General features: G+C 35.5%; 19 protein-coding genes and 1 rRNA gene. All 20 read left to right on the forward strand.

What is annotated here, in order from left to right; translation table 11 throughout:
* Positions 1-10: 10 nt before the first annotated feature.
* Positions 11-1,384, forward strand: a complete 1,374-nt coding sequence (locus tag BLV68_RS07410; RefSeq protein ID WP_159428645.1) for an aspartate aminotransferase family protein — start codon at positions 11-13, stop codon at positions 1,382-1,384.
* Positions 1,385-1,395: 11 nt separating this feature from the next.
* Positions 1,396-2,241, forward strand: a complete 846-nt coding sequence (locus BLV68_RS07415; RefSeq protein WP_093752401.1) for a BKACE family enzyme — start codon at positions 1,396-1,398, stop codon at positions 2,239-2,241.
* A gap of 72 nt (positions 2,242-2,313) precedes the next feature.
* Entirely contained in the window at positions 2,314-2,661 is a 348-nt protein-coding gene (locus BLV68_RS07420; RefSeq protein ID WP_159428646.1) for a DUF3870 domain-containing protein, read from the forward strand.
* A 300-nt stretch (positions 2,662-2,961) separates the two neighbouring features.
* Entirely contained in the window at positions 2,962-4,641 is a 1,680-nt protein-coding gene (locus BLV68_RS07425; RefSeq protein ID WP_093752405.1) for an acyl-CoA mutase large subunit family protein, read from the forward strand.
* 119 nt (positions 4,642-4,760) lie between these two features.
* The gene (locus tag BLV68_RS07430) at positions 4,761-5,156 is read left to right on the forward strand and encodes a cobalamin B12-binding domain-containing protein (RefSeq protein ID WP_093752407.1); all 396 of its coding nucleotides are present in this window, start codon (positions 4,761-4,763) and stop codon (positions 5,154-5,156) included.
* Between the two features lie 17 nt (positions 5,157-5,173).
* Entirely contained in the window at positions 5,174-6,118 is a 945-nt protein-coding gene (meaB, locus tag BLV68_RS07435) for a methylmalonyl Co-A mutase-associated GTPase MeaB (protein ID WP_093752409.1), read from the forward strand.
* A gap of 1 nt (position 6,119) precedes the next feature.
* Complete coding sequence (gene mce, locus BLV68_RS07440) at positions 6,120-6,527, forward strand: methylmalonyl-CoA epimerase (protein WP_093752411.1); 408 nt, start codon at positions 6,120-6,122, stop codon at positions 6,525-6,527.
* 13 nt (positions 6,528-6,540) lie between these two features.
* Positions 6,541-8,085, forward strand: coding sequence for an acyl-CoA carboxylase subunit beta (locus tag BLV68_RS07445; protein ID WP_093752413.1), 1,545 nt, complete (start codon positions 6,541-6,543; stop codon positions 8,083-8,085).
* A gap of 15 nt (positions 8,086-8,100) precedes the next feature.
* Positions 8,101-8,469 (forward strand): OadG family protein, encoded by a 369-nt coding sequence (locus BLV68_RS07450; RefSeq protein WP_093752415.1) that lies wholly within the window; start codon positions 8,101-8,103, stop codon positions 8,467-8,469.
* Between the two features lie 16 nt (positions 8,470-8,485).
* On the forward strand, positions 8,486-8,896 hold the full coding sequence (locus BLV68_RS07455; RefSeq protein WP_093752417.1) for a DUF2118 domain-containing protein: 411 nt from the start codon (positions 8,486-8,488) through the stop codon (positions 8,894-8,896).
* 99 nt (positions 8,897-8,995) lie between these two features.
* Positions 8,996-10,105: a sodium ion-translocating decarboxylase subunit beta gene (locus tag BLV68_RS07460; protein WP_093752419.1), complete on the forward strand. Its 1,110-nt coding sequence runs from the start codon at positions 8,996-8,998 to the stop codon at positions 10,103-10,105.
* 186 nt (positions 10,106-10,291) lie between these two features.
* A complete protein-coding gene (locus BLV68_RS07465; RefSeq protein WP_093752421.1) occupies positions 10,292-11,047 on the forward strand; it encodes an ECF transporter S component in 756 nt (251 codons plus the stop codon).
* Positions 11,048-11,062: 15 nt separating this feature from the next.
* Positions 11,063-11,836, forward strand: a complete 774-nt coding sequence (locus tag BLV68_RS07470) for a type III pantothenate kinase (protein ID WP_093752423.1) — start codon at positions 11,063-11,065, stop codon at positions 11,834-11,836.
* 46 nt (positions 11,837-11,882) lie between these two features.
* Positions 11,883-12,866, forward strand: a complete 984-nt coding sequence (dusB, locus tag BLV68_RS07475; RefSeq protein WP_093752425.1) for a tRNA dihydrouridine synthase DusB — start codon at positions 11,883-11,885, stop codon at positions 12,864-12,866.
* Positions 12,867-13,122: 256 nt separating this feature from the next.
* Complete coding sequence (locus tag BLV68_RS07480; RefSeq protein ID WP_093752427.1) at positions 13,123-13,869, forward strand: hypothetical protein; 747 nt, start codon at positions 13,123-13,125, stop codon at positions 13,867-13,869.
* Positions 13,870-13,994: 125 nt separating this feature from the next.
* Positions 13,995-14,471: a transcription elongation factor GreA gene (gene greA, locus BLV68_RS07485; protein WP_093752429.1), complete on the forward strand. Its 477-nt coding sequence runs from the start codon at positions 13,995-13,997 to the stop codon at positions 14,469-14,471.
* Positions 14,472-14,488: 17 nt separating this feature from the next.
* Positions 14,489-15,970, forward strand: coding sequence for a lysine--tRNA ligase (gene lysS, locus BLV68_RS07490; RefSeq protein WP_093752431.1), 1,482 nt, complete (start codon positions 14,489-14,491; stop codon positions 15,968-15,970).
* A gap of 147 nt (positions 15,971-16,117) precedes the next feature.
* A complete protein-coding gene (locus BLV68_RS07495; protein WP_093752433.1) occupies positions 16,118-16,669 on the forward strand; it encodes a uracil-DNA glycosylase in 552 nt (183 codons plus the stop codon).
* A gap of 23 nt (positions 16,670-16,692) precedes the next feature.
* Entirely contained in the window at positions 16,693-17,304 is a 612-nt protein-coding gene (locus tag BLV68_RS07500; RefSeq protein ID WP_093752435.1) for a uracil-DNA glycosylase, read from the forward strand.
* Between the two features lie 182 nt (positions 17,305-17,486).
* A 16S ribosomal RNA gene (locus BLV68_RS07505) occupies positions 17,487-17,841 on the forward strand; the annotation flags it as partial.

Here is a 17,841-nt window from a genome sequence, read left to right on the forward strand (position 1 = left end):
GGGAGTTATGATGAGTTTAAACAAAGCGCCTAAGAACTATGTCTTCTATCGTAATCAAAATTGGATTTATCCAAGGATTGAAAGGGGAGAAGGCATATATCTCATTGGAGAGGATGGGAAACGTTACATTGATGGTTGTTCCGGCTCTGCGGTAGCCAATATAGGCCATGGCAACAAAGAGGTGGCAGAATTTGCAAAACAACATATAGAGCGGATTGCCTTCACCCATTTATCTCGTTGGACGGTAGATTCCATAGAAAAATGTGCCGAGAGAATTGTTAATTGGTGTCCTGAAGGATTAAACCATGTATATTTTGTATCAGGAGGGTCGGAAGCTACAGAAACCGCTATCAAAATGGCGAGACAATATTTTGTAGAGAGGGATGGACATAAGACCAGTAAATGGAAGGTCATTTCCAAGTGGAATTCCTACCATGGTGCTACCATGGGTTCACTGTCGATGACTGGTAGTATTGGAAGAAGGAAAATATATGATCCGTTTTTAGCTAATTTTCCTAAGATCAATCAATTCTATCACTATAGGAATCCTTGGGGCGCAAAAACTCTAGAGGAGACCAGTTTATTAGCTGCAGAAGAGTTGGAAAAGGAGATATTAAGACATGGTCCAGAAAATATAGCAGCATTCATATCGGAGCCAGTGGTGGGTTCAGCAGCACCAGGTGTTCATCCTGACAAGATTTACTTCCAAAGGGTCAGGGAAATCTGCGATAAATACGATGTAATATTTATCATGGATGAGGTTATGTCTGGCTCAGGAAGAACGGGCAAAAGAATGGCTTCAGAACATTTTGAAGCAAAACCAGACATACTTGTCGTTGCAAAGGGATTAAGTAGTGGTTATACTCCCATAGGGGCTGCAGTATGTAATGATGAAATATTTAATACCATCATGGTAGAAGGCTCAGGGCATTTCATACACGGTCATACTTATGCTGGGAACCCATTATCCTGTGGAATTGCAGACAAGGTAATGGAGATTATTGAAAGGGAAAATTATATTGAAAACTGCGCAATACAAGGGGATTATCTAGTGGGAAGGCTTGAGGACTTATATAATTACCCAGTAGTTGGAGATATTAGAGGTAAAGGCCTTATGATAGGAATAGAATTTGTTAAGGATCAGGAAACGAAGGAACCTTTCCAAGTTTCTGAAAATGTTAAAGGAAAGATAACTGTTAATGGATTGGAAGAAGGGTTAGTAGTATATCCTGGTGGGGGGTCTGTTGATGGGGTGAGAGGAGACCATATATTGCTTGCACCTCCAATTAATATAACTAAAGAGGAAGTAGATTTGTTATTCGATAAATTGGAAAAAGCCATTAAGAAGACTACTGAAGAGGTATTGGGACAAAAAGTATATTAAGGAGGTTTCTTATGGATTATAGAAAGAAAAAGCTCATAATTACCGTTGCCCTTACAGGCAATGTTCCCACGAAGGAGATGAACCCCAATACTCCAATTACTGTGGAGGAAATAGTGGATGATATAATAAAATGTAGAGAAATAGGGGCATCAATAGCTCATATCCATGTAAGAGATAAGGAAGGGAAACCTACTTGTGATAGAGAGATATATAAGGAAGTTTTAGACGAGTTGGAGAAAAGGAATTGTGATATTATAACCCAACTTTCTACTGGTGCTAGGGGTGGAGGCAATACTGCTGAGTGGCGAGGACAGATGTTGGACTTAAATGCTGAGATGGCCAGTTTGTCTACAGGTTCTTCCAATTTTCCCAGCCAAGTAAATGCAAATTCCTTCGAATTAATTGAAGAATTGGCTAGTAAAATGTATGTAAACAATATTAAACCGGAAATAGAAGCCTTTGACCTAGGTATGATTGATAATGCCAAATACCTAGTTAAGAAGGGGATATTAAAACCTCCTTTACATTTTAACCTTGTAATGAATGTGAGAGGGTCTGTATCTGGTACTCCTAAAAATCTATTGCATATGATAGAGTCTTTACCAGAAGGTTCAACTTTTACCGTTTCTGGAATAGGTCCTAGCCACGTATCAATGCTAACCATGTCCATATTATTAGGAGGGCATGCTAGAACTGGTATTGAGGATACGATTCTATATGATAAGGGGATTTTAGCCACTAATGTTCTGTTAGTAGAAAGAGTAGTAAGAATTTCTAAAGAACTTGGTAGAGAAATAGCCACTCCAGATGAAGCTAGGGCTATATTAGACCTTAAAATGAAGAGGGCTGCATTATAAGGTGCAGCCTTTTTTAGAATATTGGGAGGATTTTTATAGGCACTGTAGAATATTATAAGGGGGGGTGGAGTAGTGCGTAAAGTTCGAGATTTTGGAGAGGATACCGTATATTTTGTTTCCTATGCCAAGCTGCCATCAGATACAGCAGCCACATATGTACATAAAGTAGTGGGAGTAGGATTTTTAATCAATACTAAGACGGGAATAATAGAGGATATGATGGTAACATTAATTTCTGATTTAGTTAAGGATTTTTTAGCTTATCTGATAATAGGTTATAATATAGATAGAGATGGAATAGATGGAATAATAGAAAAAATAGAATCTAGATTTTTTGGTTATTCACAGAAAGCAGTAATTGTTGCTATTAAGGGAGTTTATAGAAGATATTTAAAATGGAAGGAAGAGAATATTAAATAAAATACTGTTTTATTTGAGGCAATGAGGTAGACCCAAATTGCATATCAAATAAAATCCAGTACTAATGACGTGCTCACCATTAGTACTCTTTTTTTAACATGATGTAAAAGATGTTTATAAATTAAATTAAAGCAAATATTTTGTCAATATAGCCAAAAATTCTTATAGGTTTTGCAATTTTTATTTCATTTTTAACAAAAATGAAATTTATGTTGCAAAATCTATAAGATTATTAATATAATAGATAATGAATAATGGTGTTTTGTGGAATAAAAGGTTTTCCCATAAGGAGGTCGGAATATGTTTGATGAGAAAAAGATAGATAAAATTAATAAGGCAAAAGAGGAATGGACGGAGAATAAGGTTAAGAAGGTTATTGAAAAATTTCCAGAAAGGAAAGAACAGTTTACAACTGGCTCTAATATTGAAGTGGATAGACTATATACACCTGTAAATATTAAAGACTTAGATTACAAGGAGAAATTGGGCTTTCCTGGACAATACCCATTTACAAGGGGAGTTCAACCTACTATGTACAGAGGTAGGTTCTGGACTATGAGACAATATGCAGGATTTGCTACTGCAGAAGAGTCCAACAAAAGATATAAATATTTGCTAGAACAAGGACAAACTGGTTTATCAGTTGCCTTTGATTTACCAACTCAAATTGGATATGATTCAGATCATGCGTTATCTGAAGGAGAGGTAGGAAAGGTAGGAGTAGCTATAGACTCATTAAAGGACATGGAAACGCTATTCGAAGGAATTCCTTTAGATAAGGTAAGCACTTCCATGACCATTAATGCACCAGCCATCGTTTTACTTGCCATGTACATTGCTGTTGCAGAAAAACAAGGAGTACCCAAGGATAAGTTGAGAGGGACTATTCAAAACGACATATTGAAAGAATACATAGCAAGAGGAACTTATATATTCCCTCCCGAACCTTCAATGAGGCTAATAACCAACATATTTGAGTATTGTTCAAAGGAGGTGCCTAAATGGAATACCATAAGCATTAGCGGATACCACATAAGGGAAGCAGGTTCCACTGCAGTTCAAGAGGTAGCTTTTACATTGGCTAATGGGGTTGCTTACGTAGAAGCAGCTATAAAAGCTGGACTAGATGTGGATGATTTTGCACCAAGGTTATCTTTCTTCTTTAATGCTCATAATGACTTATTAGAAGAAGTGGCTAAATATAGAGCTGCCAGAAGGCTATGGGCAAGGATCATGAAGGAAAGATTTAATGCCCAAAATGAAAAATCTATGATGTTAAAATTCCATACTCAGACAGCTGGTTCTACCCTAACTGCTCAACAGCCGGATAATAATATAATAAGGGTAACTATTCAAACTTTAGCAGCAGTATTGGGAGGGACTCAATCATTACACACTAACTCAAGGGATGAAGCATTAGCTTTGCCTACAGAGGAGTCAGTTAGAATTGCTTTAAGAACTCAACAAATAGTTGCATATGAATCGGGAGTAACTGAAACCATAGACCCTCTAGCAGGTTCTTATTATATAGAAAGTTTAACTGATAGAATAGAAGAAGAAGCTATGAACTACATTAAGAAGATAGATGAATTAGGTGGAGCACCAAAGGCTATAGAAAAAGGATATATTCAAAAGGAAATTCAAAATGCAGCTTATAAATACCAAATGGAGGTAGAATCGGGAGAGCGAATAGTTGTAGGAGTTAATAAATTCCAGATAGAAGAAGAACATCACAAAGACATATTAAAGGTGGATCCAGAGGTTGAAAGATTGCAAAGAGAAAAATTGAGGGCTTTGAGGGAAGAAAGGAATAATCAACAGGTAGAAAACAAATTAAATGAATTAAAAGATGCAGCCAACACTGATAAAAACCTAATGCCCTATATACTAGAAGCAGTAAAAGCCTATGCCACATTAGGTGAAATTTGTGGAGTACTAAGGGAAGTATTCGGAGAATATGAACAATCGATAATACTTTAGACAAGTGTTTGGGTCTAGCTTTTAGGACATGGGGTTAGACCTCCTTGGCCTAGCGACCGAAGGTCGCCCTAATTGCCAACTGTCATTTGTCAATTGAAAAAAGTGGGAGGTTGAATTAAATGGAGAAAGCTATAAGGGTTTTGGTGGCAAAGCCTGGACTGGATGGACACGATAGAGGAGCTAAGGTAATAGCTAGAGCTTTAAGGGATGCAGGAATGGAGGTAATATATACAGGATTAAGACAAACCCCTGAGCAGATAGTGCAAGCTGCAGTACAAGAAGACGTAGACGTAGTAGCTATGAGTATATTATCTGGAGCTCATAATCATCTTTTCCCAAAGGTAGTAAATTTATTGAGGGAAGAAGGAGTAGATGATGTTCTAATAATTGGCGGAGGAGTAATACCTGATGATGATATACCCGCATTAATAGAAGCAGGCATAGATGCTATATTTACACCAGGGACATCTACCAAAGACGTTATAGAATACATTAAGAATAATCTAAAAAGATGATACAGGTGGTGCGTTGATTGAATATAGGAGAAAGGCTATTAAAGGGAGATAAAAGAGCTTGCGCTAGACTCATTACTATGTTGGAAAACAATGAGCAAGAAGCTATAGAAATCTTAAAAAGATTATATAAATTTACTGGAAGGGCGTATGTAATTGGGATTACTGGCCCTCCTGGAAGCGGCAAATCAACCCTTACTGACAAGCTAACGAAAGAACTTAGGAAAAGGGGAAAAAAAATTGGGATAATTGCCATCGACCCAACTAGCCCTTTTACTGGTGGTGCAATCCTGGGGGATAGAATACGTATGAGTGATTTAGCTTTAGATAAGGGAGTCTTCATTAGGAGTATGGGTACTAGAGGTTCCTTAGGAGGAATGTCTAAGGCTACTTGGGGTGCAGCGAAGGTTTTAGATATATATGGAGTAGACTATATATTCATTGAAACTGTTGGAGTAGGTCAATCTGAAGTAGATATAGTAAAAACTGCAGATACTGTATTAATGGTAATGGTGCCTAACTTAGGAGACGATATACAGGCTATTAAAGCTGGGATAATGGAGATAGCGGATATATTTGCTATAAATAAGGCAGATTTAGATGGGGCTGACAAAACCCAATTGGAGATAGAGATGAATTTAGATCTTAACGAAAGTAGGGATTATAGACCTCCTGTAGTGAAGGTATCTGCTAGCAAGAATGAAAATATAGATAAATTGTTAGATAAAATAATGGAGCATCGGGGTTATCTAGAAAAAACTGGGGAACTTTTCAGGAGAAGGAAAAGAAATACTAAGCTAGAGATAGTGAAATTAGTTGAAGAAGAGTTAATGAATTTAATAATGGATAAAGCCTTAGAGGAGAACTTATTAGATAATTTATCTGAAGAGGTCCTACTAAAAAGTCTTGACCCTTATTCAGCTAGGGATAAGGTATTAGGTCTTATTAAAGAATGGGAGGGGTAATATGGTGAAAAAGATAGATCATATAGGTATAGCAGTAAAGAATTTAGATGAAACACTAAAATTTTACGAAGAGGTATTGGGAATTAAAAGTGTAGGCACTGAGGTAGTTGAAGAGCAAAAGGTAAAGGTAGCCTTTCTGCCTATTGGAGATACTGAAATAGAACTATTGGAATCTACTGAAGAAGATGGGCCTATAGCTAAATTTATAGAAAAAAGAGGAGAAGGTATTCAGCACATTGCTTATAGAGTAGATGATATTGATAAAGCCATAGGGGAATTAAAGGAAAAAGGAATTAGATTAATAGATGAAAAACCAAGGTATGGTGCTGGTGGAGCTAAAATTGCCTTTTTACATCCAAAGTCTACTTTTGGAGTATTAATAGAACTATGTGAAAGAGAAGAAAACTAAAAGGAGGGCAAAAATGAAGGAAAAAATTCAACAACTCCTTGAAACCAAGAAGAAAATAGAACTTGGTGGAGGAGAAAAAAGAATTCAAAAACAACATGAAAGCGGCAAGTTAACTGCAAGAGAAAGAATCAATCTGCTATTAGATGAAGGAAGCTTCATAGAAATAGATGCCTTTGTAAAACATAGATGCACAAACTTTGGAATGGAAGAGACTGAAGCACCATCTGATGGAGTAGTGACAGGATATGGGACTGTAGATGGAAGGCTGGTATTCGTTTATGCTCAGGATTTTACTGTACTAGGTGGATCGTTGGGAGAAATGCATGCAAATAAAATATGCAAAATACAAGAGATGGCTCTAAAGATGGGGGCACCTATAATAGGATTCAATGACTCAGGGGGAGCTAGAATTCAAGAAGGAGTAGACGCCTTGTCAGGCTATGGAAAGATATTCTATAGAAATACCATGGCCTCAGGAGTAATACCCCAAATCAGCGTAATACTAGGACCGTGTGCTGGAGGAGCAGTATATTCCCCAGCTTTAACCGATTTCATATTCATGGTAGATGGAATAAGCAGAATGTTTATAACAGGTCCTCAAGTAATAAAGACGGTAACAGGAGAAGATGTAACCCAAGAAGAACTGGGAGGAGCCAATACCCACAATAGAATTTCAGGAGTAGCTCATTTCATGGACGAAACAGAAGAACAAGCAATAAAAAGAATAAGAATTCTACTAAGCTATCTTCCATCAAACAATCTGGAAACTTCACCAATCTATGAAACAAAAGACGATATAAACAGAATAGAAGAAAGATTAGACGAAATAGTACCCTTAAACCCAAATAAACCCTATGAGATGAAGGAGGTAATCGAGCTGATAGCAGACGACAATCAATTCTTCGAAATCCAACCCTACTATGCCCAAAACATAATAACGGGATATATAAGGCTAAATGGGAAAACTATAGGAGTTGTAGCAAATCAACCAAGAATATTAGCAGGATGCTTAGATATAAATGCATCAGACAAAGCAGCTCGATTCATAAGAACCTGTGATGCCTTCAATATCCCCTTGTTAAACCTAGTAGATGTACCAGGCTTTTTACCAGGCACAGACCAAGAATACGGGGGAATAATAAGGCACGGTGCCAAAATGCTATATGCTTATAGCGAAGCCACAGTACCTAAAGTAACCCTAATAATAAGAAAAGCCTATGGAGGAGCCTATCTAGCCATGTGTAGTAAAGATTTAGGAGCAGATCAAGTACTAGCATGGCCAACAGCAGAAATAGCAGTGATGGGACCAGAGGGAGCAGCAAATATAATATTCAAACACGACATAGCAGAATCCGAAAACCCAATAGAAACTAGACAACAAAAGATAAAAGAATATAGAGACACAGTAGCTAACCCCTACATAGCTGCAGAAAGGGGATTCGTAGACGATGTAATAGTACCAAGCACAACAAGGCCTAGACTAATCTCAGCCTTTGACATGCTAGAAAGTAAAAGAGAAACTAATCCTAAAAAGAAGCACGGTAATATACCAGTATAAAAGAGGTGATAAAAGTTGGGAGATATAGTAAGCTTAAAAGATAGCTTAATGATAACCCTATTCAGCATGGTAGTGGTATTCATAGCTTTACTAGCCATAGCCTATATAATAAACATATTGAAAATAGTATTAAATGGGAAAGAAGAGAAGGAAAAAGAGCAAGGCTTAGAAAATAAAGAAATTGTGCAAATAAAAGAAGTTGAAGGAACACCACCAAAAGAAGCAGACGATAAAGAACTAGTAGCTGTAATAGCAGCAGCAATAGCATCAAGCTTAGGAGTAGCAATTCCTCAAATAAGGATTAAAACCATAAGAAGGATCAATACTTTAAGTCCTGCATGGTCAGAAGCAGGAAGAAAAGAACAAATAACCAATAGATTATAAAATAGGAGGTAATAAAATGAGAAAATTCTTAATAAAAGTAAACGGGAACCAATACGAAGTTGAAGTAGAAGAAATAAAAGAAGACGCCAGCTCAACACCACAAAAAAATATTCAACCGATATTAAAACCAACCTCAGAACCAGCAGTACAACCAACAGCACCACTAAAATCTGAAGAACTAAAAGTAGAAAAAGAAATAACAGTACAAGAAGGGGAAGAAGTAGTCGAAGCCCCAATGCCAGGAACCATACTTAGCATAAATGTAAAAGAAGGAGATATGGTAGAAGAAGGACAAATACTAGCAATCCTTGAAGCCATGAAGATGGAAAACGAAATTCTAGCACCGAGAAATGGGAAAGTAATAAAAGTTGTTACTACCCAAGGAGCATCAGTAAACACTGGAGACAAGCTAATAATAATAAAATAAACATAATCGAAAGGAAGGGTTAATATATGCTTATAGACATATTGGGGGATTTTTTTACATAGCACAGGATTTGCCAGCCTCACCATAAAACATGGAATAATGATATTAATATCCTTTATATTACTATATTTAGCAATAAAAAAAGAGTTCGAACCACTACTTTTAGTACCGATAGCCTTTGGAATGCTACTAGCGAACCTTCCCTTAGCAGGTATGATGGCAGAACCTGTAGTAGAAATAGTAGAAAATCCTACCACAGGAAAACTAGGACCCCAAACCAAAGAATTAGGAGGACTGTTGTACTACCTATACCAAGGAGTAAAACTAGGCATATATCCACCATTAATATTTTTAGGAGTAGGAGCCATGACCGACTTTGGACCATTAATAGCTAACCCTAAAAGTATCCTTCTAGGAGCAGCAGCTCAAATTGGAATATTCATGACCTTTATAGGAGCAATACTACTGGGTTTTACAGGGCCAGAAGCAGCCAGCATTGGGATAATAGGAGGAGCAGACGGACCAACAGCATTATACCTAACAAGTAGATTAGCTCCTCACTTACTGGGGCCGATAGCAGTAGCAGCATATTCCTACATGGCCTTAGTACCAATAATTCAACCGCCAATAATGAAGGCCTTAACCACAGAAGAAGAAAGAAAAATAGTAATGGAACAGCTTAGACCTGTGTCCCAAAAAGAAAAGATAATATTCCCAATAATGATAACCGTACTTGTAACCCTACTACTACCTTCGGCAGGCCCCTTAGTAGGGATGCTAATGCTAGGAAACCTATTTAGGGAATGTGGAGTAGTAGAAAGGTTATCCAAAACAGTTCAAAATGAACTAATGAACATAGTAACCATATTCTTAGGGCTAACAGTAGGAGCCACAGCCAATGCGGATATATTCTTGCAATGGGAAACTATAAAGATAATAATTCTGGGGTTAGTAGCCTTTAGTATAGGAACAGCAGGAGGAATACTATTTGGAAAGATAATGTGTAAAGCCACTGGAGGAAAGGTAAATCCATTAATAGGTTCAGCGGGGGTATCAGCAGTACCAATGGCAGCAAGAGTATCCCAAAAAGTAGGTCAAGAAGCCAATCCAAGGAACTTTTTACTAATGCATGCTATGGGACCAAATGTAGCAGGAGTAATAGGTTCAGCAATTGCAGCAGGATTATTGTTGAATTTCTTTGGAGGTTAAGTATAAATCGACTAGCTTGTTTTTAAACAAATATTTACAGGGTATAATTACAAAAAAGGTTGAAATTATAAATTATTAAAATTATAATTAATGTGTACCTTGCTGGCATCTAAGGGAGCCAGACAAAATAAGGGTAATATAAAAATACGACTGGTATCCAAAGGGAACTGGATCGGAGGGATGAATATGAAAAAGGCAGTTAAAGAATTGACCATCAGAAAGATGATGGTTGTAGGCCTATTAGCAAGTGTATCTATAGTGTTAGGAGCTATACCTGGTCTAGGGTTTATTCCTGTAGGACCTACAAGTGCCACAATAATGCATATACCTGTAATTATTGGGGCTATAATGGAAGGACCTTTAGTCGGTGGGCTAATAGGCCTTATATTTGGGTTTTTTAGCATTTTTAAAGCTATTACCAACCCAACACCCGTATCCTTTGTATTTTTAAATCCAGTAGTATCAGTTCTGCCCAGAGTTTTAATTGGAATAGTATCCTATTACGTTTATAAATTATCAAAGGATATAGGTAAGAGAAAATCTTTATGGTTATTAGATATCATCTGGATAATGCTTTTATTATACTTAAGCTATGGTTTATATGTTAGTATTAAAGAATTTACAAGCATATGGTCAATTGTAATTAATATGCTGCTTATAATATTAACGGTAATAATAGCTATTTATACCCATAAAAATCTAAAGGATAAGGCTATTGATATAATACTATCAGCGGCTTTAGGTACCTTAACCAATACAGTAGGAGTTCTTTCAGCTATATACTATCTCTATGGCGAACAATTTGTTGAAAAGCTGGGCCAAAGTTCTGAAATGGCTAGGAAAGTCATTTTAGGCATAGGAATTGCTAATGGAATACCAGAGACGATTATTGCTGTAATAGTAGTTACCAATGTTGTAGCTGCACTAAATAGAAGGAGATAGATTGGATGTGGAAACATGTTATTAGTTATAGATGTGGGCAATACAAATATAGTACTTGGAGTGTATAAGGGTAAAAAGTTGTTATACGACTGGAGAATTGCCACCTATAAAGATAAGACCTCTGATGAATATGGGCTATTATTTGAGCAAATATTTAAATATCATGGTCTTTGTCTTAAGGATGTAAAAGATGTAATTATTTCTTCAGTTGTCCCTACATTAATGCATACTTTGTCTGCTATGAGTATAAAGTACTTCAATTGTGAGCCTATCATTGTAGGACCTGGAGTTAAAACGGGAATGAATATAAAATATGATAATCCAAAAGAAGTTGGGGCAGATAGAATTGTAAACGCGGTAGCAGGTTATGAAAAGTATGGAGGACCATTGATAATAGTGGATTTTGGGACAGCAATAACCTTTTGTGCAATTTCTAAGGATGGCGAATATTTAGGTGGAGCAATAGCTCCAGGGATTAAAATATCTAGCGAAGCTTTATTTTTACGAACTGCTAAACTACCAAAGGTCGAATTAATTAAACCTAAGACGGTAATCGCGAAGAATACAGTAAATAGCATCCAATCGGGTTTGGTCTATGGCTATATTGGATTAGTAGATTATATTATAGAGGGAATGATTGAAGAACTAAAAGATGAAGGAGAGGTTAGAACCATAGTAGGTACAGGAGGATTTTCCTCTTTAATTGCCAGTGAAAGTAGATATATAAACAAGATTGATAAGCTGCTGACACTGGAAGGGCTTCGTATAATATATGAAAGGAACAAGTAGCCTTTAGGCTACTTTTTCTAATACTCATGTTCTTAAAGGTGATAAGATGAAAATAGGGAATATAGAACTGAAAAACAATTTAATTTTAGCACCAATGGCAGGAGTTACCGATAAGGTCTTTAGGGTAATATGTAAAGAAATGGGGGCAGGTTTAGTAATCTCTGAAATGGTAAGCAGTAAAGGATTATACTATGGAGATAGGAAAACAGCAATATTGGCAGATGTAGAGCCAAAGGAAAGGCCTATTGCTGTACAAATTTTTGGTTCTGATCCCAATATAATGAGAGAAGTGGTTGAAAAACATATTAACATGAGGGAAGATATAGATATACTGGATATCAACATGGGTTGTCCTGCTCCCAAAACAGTAAAAAATGGAGATGGGGCAAGACTACTTAAAAATCCATTATTAGTGAGGGAAATATTAAGGGAGGTAGTTAAAGTTTCCAACAAACCCGTAACTTTGAAGATAAGGATGGGTTGGGATAAAGACAATATAAATGGAATTGAAATTGGCAAAATAGCTGAAGAAGAAGGCATATCTGCTATAATTATCCATGCTAGAACTAGGGATATGTTTTATTCTGGGGATGCCGATTGGAGTTTTATAAAGAGAATGAAGGAAAGTTTAAGTATTCCCGTTATTGGTAATGGAGATATATTTGAACCAGAAGATGCAATCAACATGATGAAATATACCGGATGTGATGGAGTCGCTGTTGGCAGAGGTGCTTTAGGGAATCCTTGGATTTTTAAGAGGATAAATCTATTATTAGAAGGGAAAGAAGATAATAAACCTTCATATGAGGATATTATTCATATGGCAATTAAGCATTTGACAGTAATATGCAATATGAAAGGTGAAGGAATTGGAGTAAGAGAGATGAGAAAACATATAGCATGGTATTTGAAAGGTCTAAAAAACTCTAATAGAGTTAAAAATGAGATAAATGCAATAACAGACAAAGAAAAACTAGAAGAAACATTGTTAAACTACTTATGGGAGCTGGATGGCATTGCCAACAACTAGTTATACTTCTCCTCTAGTACTCATATAATACATTACAATATCATATAGAGGAGGTGTCTTTATACAATTTATATATGTATTAGGGGAGAAAGCTTATTATGACTATATTAATAGAGGTTTAATAAAGCTAATTCCCCAAAAATTTATTCCCCATAAAAAGGCAAAGGTATTAGAATATATAAAGGATAACAATGGCGAAGCTATTGGAAAGGTCTGTGGAATTATTCTTAATAGTTCCTTTATGGAAGGAGATAAATTGTTAGAAGAAGTAATTAAAGCCATAGATAAATTAAAAGACTATAATACTAATAATATAATATTTGAAGATTTAAGCTTGTTTAGTTTAAAGGATCTCCAGTTCATTGAAAAAAACACCCATTTAAAGGTTATAAATGGATTTAAGGTACTCATATTATTTTTACCTGCGGTATTAAAAAGGATGTATGAGGGATTAGAAGAGGACTTAAAACAGATGGAAGTCCTTATAATAGGAGATGAGGAGAATTTAACAAAAGAAATTATAGAATCATTATATAAGATTGTCGGATTTATAACTATAGCTGGTGACTATGATGATGTCATAGATGATATGTCTAGCTATATATTGGAAAAGACTGGTTTATCCATTTTTTATTCTAAAAAAATAAATAAGATATTGACAAACTATCCTATAATTATTAACCTTAAAGATAATTATGATTTAAATGTAGATAAGTTAAGAAAAAGTGTTATAATATTTGATTTCAGCATTGAGAAGGGCATAAAAAAGCAATTGGTTAGCAAAAATTCAATATTTTGTATAGACAACTTCATGTTTAAGGCAGATCATTTAAACATAATGGGAAATAGGTTTATAAATTCACCAATACCTTCTCATGTTTATGAGCAATTTAATTTTAATTCTTTGAACTTTCAGGAGTTTGTTGGGTTATCCATTGGAGATAAAATATATAGCATTGATAGTTTTATAGACTATGGAATTAGGAAAAAGAGGAAGTTCTAGCTCTTGACAATAATCTTTTCCTTGACTATAATAGTCTCCATATATATGGAAAATAATTTTGAATCCGTTTCAAAGGGCATGTAGGCCAAAATATTTAATAATAGTTAATAAAAGGAGAGAGTTATATGGCTGAAAGGGATATATTTTTAACATATGAAGGATTAAAAAAACTTGAAAATGAATTAGAAGAATTAAAAACTGTGAAAAGAAGAGAAATTGCAGATAAGATCAAGCATGCTTTGGCTTTTGGAGATATAAGCGAAAATTCAGAATATGACCAGGTAAAGAATGAACAGGCTCAGTTGGAAGAAAGAATAGCTAAGTTGGAAATGATACTTAGAAATGCTAAACTAATAGATGATGAGGATATTTCCACAGATATAGTAACCGTAGGTTCAAAAGTTTTAGTTAAGGATTTAGAATACGATGAAGAAATGGAATATACTATAGTAGGTTCGGCAGAAGCAGATCCTTATGAAGGAAAGATATCGAATGAATCCCCTGTTGGAAAGGCATTATTGGGGAAGAAAAAAGATGATATTGTAGATGTGCGTGTACCTGATGGATTCATAAAGTATCAAATTATAAGCATTACCAGATAGGAGGAGGTTAATTTTACATGCCAGGAACAGAAGAAAACATTAATGATATGCTCAAAATTAGAAGGGAAAAATTAAAACAACTAGTAGAGATGGGAGAAAATCCTTTTCTTATAGAGAAATACGATTATACCCATCATAGCAAAACCATTAAAGACAATTTTGATCAGCTAGAAGAGGAAACGGTTTCAGTTGCAGGTAGAATTATGTCCCGAAGAGGCCATGGAAAGGTTTGTTTTATGGATTTACAGGATAGCAAAGGTAGGATTCAGATTTTTGCTAAAATGGATGTATTAGGAGAAGAGGCCTATAATAAATTGAATCTTTTGGATTTAGGAGATATTATTGGCGTTAAAGGTGAGGTTTTCAAGACTAAAACAGGTGAGATCTCTATAAGAGCTAGAGAGTTAACTTTATTAACTAAATCCTTACAGATTTTACCTGAGAAATTCCATGGTTTAAAAGACCAAGATTTAAGATATAGGCAAAGGTATGTAGACTTAATAGTAAATCCTGAAGTAAAGGAAACTTTTGTTTTAAGGTCAAAGATAATTAAAGCTATAAGAGAATATTTGGATGAGAGAGACTTCCTTGAGGTAGAAACGCCTATTTTAAATACTATTGCTGGTGGAGCAAATGCCAGACCTTTCATTACTCATCATAATACATTAGATATAGATATGTATTTAAGAATTGCCAATGAGCTATATTTAAAAAGACTTATAGTTGGGGGATTTGAAAAGGTATATGAGATGGGCAGAATGTTTAGAAATGAGGGTATGAGTTATAAACATAATCCAGAATATACAAGCATAGAATTATATCAAGCTTATGCTGATTATGAAGACATGATGAAGCTTACTGAAGAGCTAATATCCTATGTGGCAGAAAAGGCATTAGGCACAATGAAAATCAATTATCAAGGTAAGGAAATAGACTTCACTCCACCTTGGAGAAGACTTACCATGATAGATGCTATAAAGGAATATGTAGGGGTTGATTTTAATGAAATTAACACAGACGAAGAAGCAATAGAAATAGCAAAAGCAAAAGGACTAGAAGTTGAACCCAATATGAAGAGAGGCCATATAATTAGCGAATTTTTCGAAGAATTCTGTGAACAATATTTAATTCAGCCCACTTTTGTAACCCATCACCCTGTAGAAATATCTCCACTAGCAAAGAGAAATCCTGAAGATCCGAGACTAACCAATAGATTTGAAGCCTTTATAAATACATGGGAAATAGCAAATGCTTTTAGCGAGCTAAATGATCCCATAGACCAGAAAGAAAGATTTTTGGAACAATTAAGACAGAGGGAAGCTGGAGACCAAGAAGCCCATATGATGGATTTGGATTTTGTAAATGCCTTAGAGGTAGGGCTTCCACCAACTGGAGGATTAGGGATAGGTGTTGATAGATTGGTTATTTTACTGACAAATCAACCAACTATTAGGGATGTAATATTATTCCCAACTATGAAACCCATAGACCAAGAATAGCAATTAATGAGTCAAAGGCTACCTTTGACTCATTAATATTTTTTGAGACTTTTTTACAATATTTTGATAGAATTGGATTTGAAAGAAGTTTACATATATTTTAAATATTGAAATTCTGTATGGATAAATCATATAGGGGGAATACTTATGTATACCTTAGATGAACTCCAAAGAATAGTTAAAAGCTGTTATAGATGCCCTTTATCTAAAAGCAGGACAAATGTGGTTTTCGGAGAAGGAAATCCAAGAGCTAAGTTGATGTTCGTAGGAGAAGGTCCAGGTTTTAATGAGGATAGGATGGGAAGGCCCTTTGTGGGAAGAGCAGGTCAGCTTCTTGATAGGATGATTGAAGCTATAGATTTAAAGAGAGAAGAGGTTTACATAGCCAATATAGTAAAATGCAGGCCTCCAAACAATAGAAACCCTTTGGAAAGCGAAAGCGATATTTGTATAGAATTTTTAAGATGGCAGGTTAAAATAATAGACCCTACTATCATAGTCTGTTTAGGTGCAGTAGCAGCAAGAAACATTATAGATGAAAATTTTAAGATAACAAAGGAGAGAGGTATTTGGATTAATAGGGGGAAATATCATATTATTGCTACCTATCATCCTGCTGCCTTGCTTAGGGATGAAAACAAAAAGAAAGAGGCCTGGGAGGATTTTAAAAAGATTAGAGAAAAGTATAATGAAGTATAAGTTCCAGTTGGAGAGGAGAGGAAATGAAGAAAGATAGAATAAAGGTTTTAAACGAAAAGATTAAGAAAAATTATCCTAATGAAAAGATAATTATAGGAGATGGGAATTTAAATAGTACCATAATGCTTCTTGGAGAAGCACCGGGAGGGAAGGAGATAGAAATAGGAAAGCCTTTTGTAGGGCAAGCTGGCAAACACTTTCAAGAATTTTTAGATGTATTAAATATTAAAAGGGAAGATGTATATATAACTAATTCAGTTAAGTATAGACCTACTAAAATAAACGCAAGGACTAATAGAATATCCAATAGAACACCAACAGTTAAGGAGATAGACGACTTTAGAGATTATATATACGAAGAAATAAGCATAATAATGCCTAAAATAATTGTAACCCTAGGCAACACACCTTTAAGGTTAATATTTAAGAATGATATAAAAATAGGAGAAGTCCACGGGAAGTTAATGGAGAAGGAAATAAATAATAGAAATTACAAGATATTTCCGTTATATCACCCGGCTGCCATAATATATAATAGAGATTTAAAAGATATATATATGGAAGATTTAATTAAACTTAAAAAAGAACTAAAAAAATTACAAAAAAGGGTTGACTTTATTTTAAAAAGGGTATAATATATATACTTGTCGGCTGTAGTTTTACTAGAATAAAATTTAGATTGCTAATTGGTGATTATTAGCAAATAAATAATTATTGACAGAATATAAAAGTTCTGTTATAGTATAAAAGCTGACTATGTGAACCTTTTAAATTTAATAGCGTGAGTACTTTGAGTAAAAGAGAGTCAAGGAAACTTTTAAATGAGAGTTTGATCCTGGCTCAGGACGAACGCTGGCGGCGTGCCTAACACATGCAAGTCGAGCGAGGGATTTATGACGGATTCCTTCGGGATGAAGACATAAATCACCTAGCGGCGGACGGGTGAGTAACGCGTGAGGAACCTACCTCCTACAAGGGGATAGCCTCGGGAAACTGGGATTAATACCCTATGACACTTAAGGATCGCATGATCTTTAGGTTAAAGCGATATAGCGGTAGGAGATGGCCTCGCGTCCCATTAGCTAGTTGGTGAGGTAACGGCTTACCAAGGCGACGATGGGTAGCCGGCCTGAGAGGGTGAACGGCCACACTGGAACTGAGACACGGTCCAG

It is taken from the genome of Tepidimicrobium xylanilyticum, from assembly GCF_900106765.1.
In the GTDB taxonomy this organism is placed as follows: Bacteria; Bacillota; Clostridia; order Tissierellales; family Tepidimicrobiaceae; genus Tepidimicrobium; species Tepidimicrobium xylanilyticum.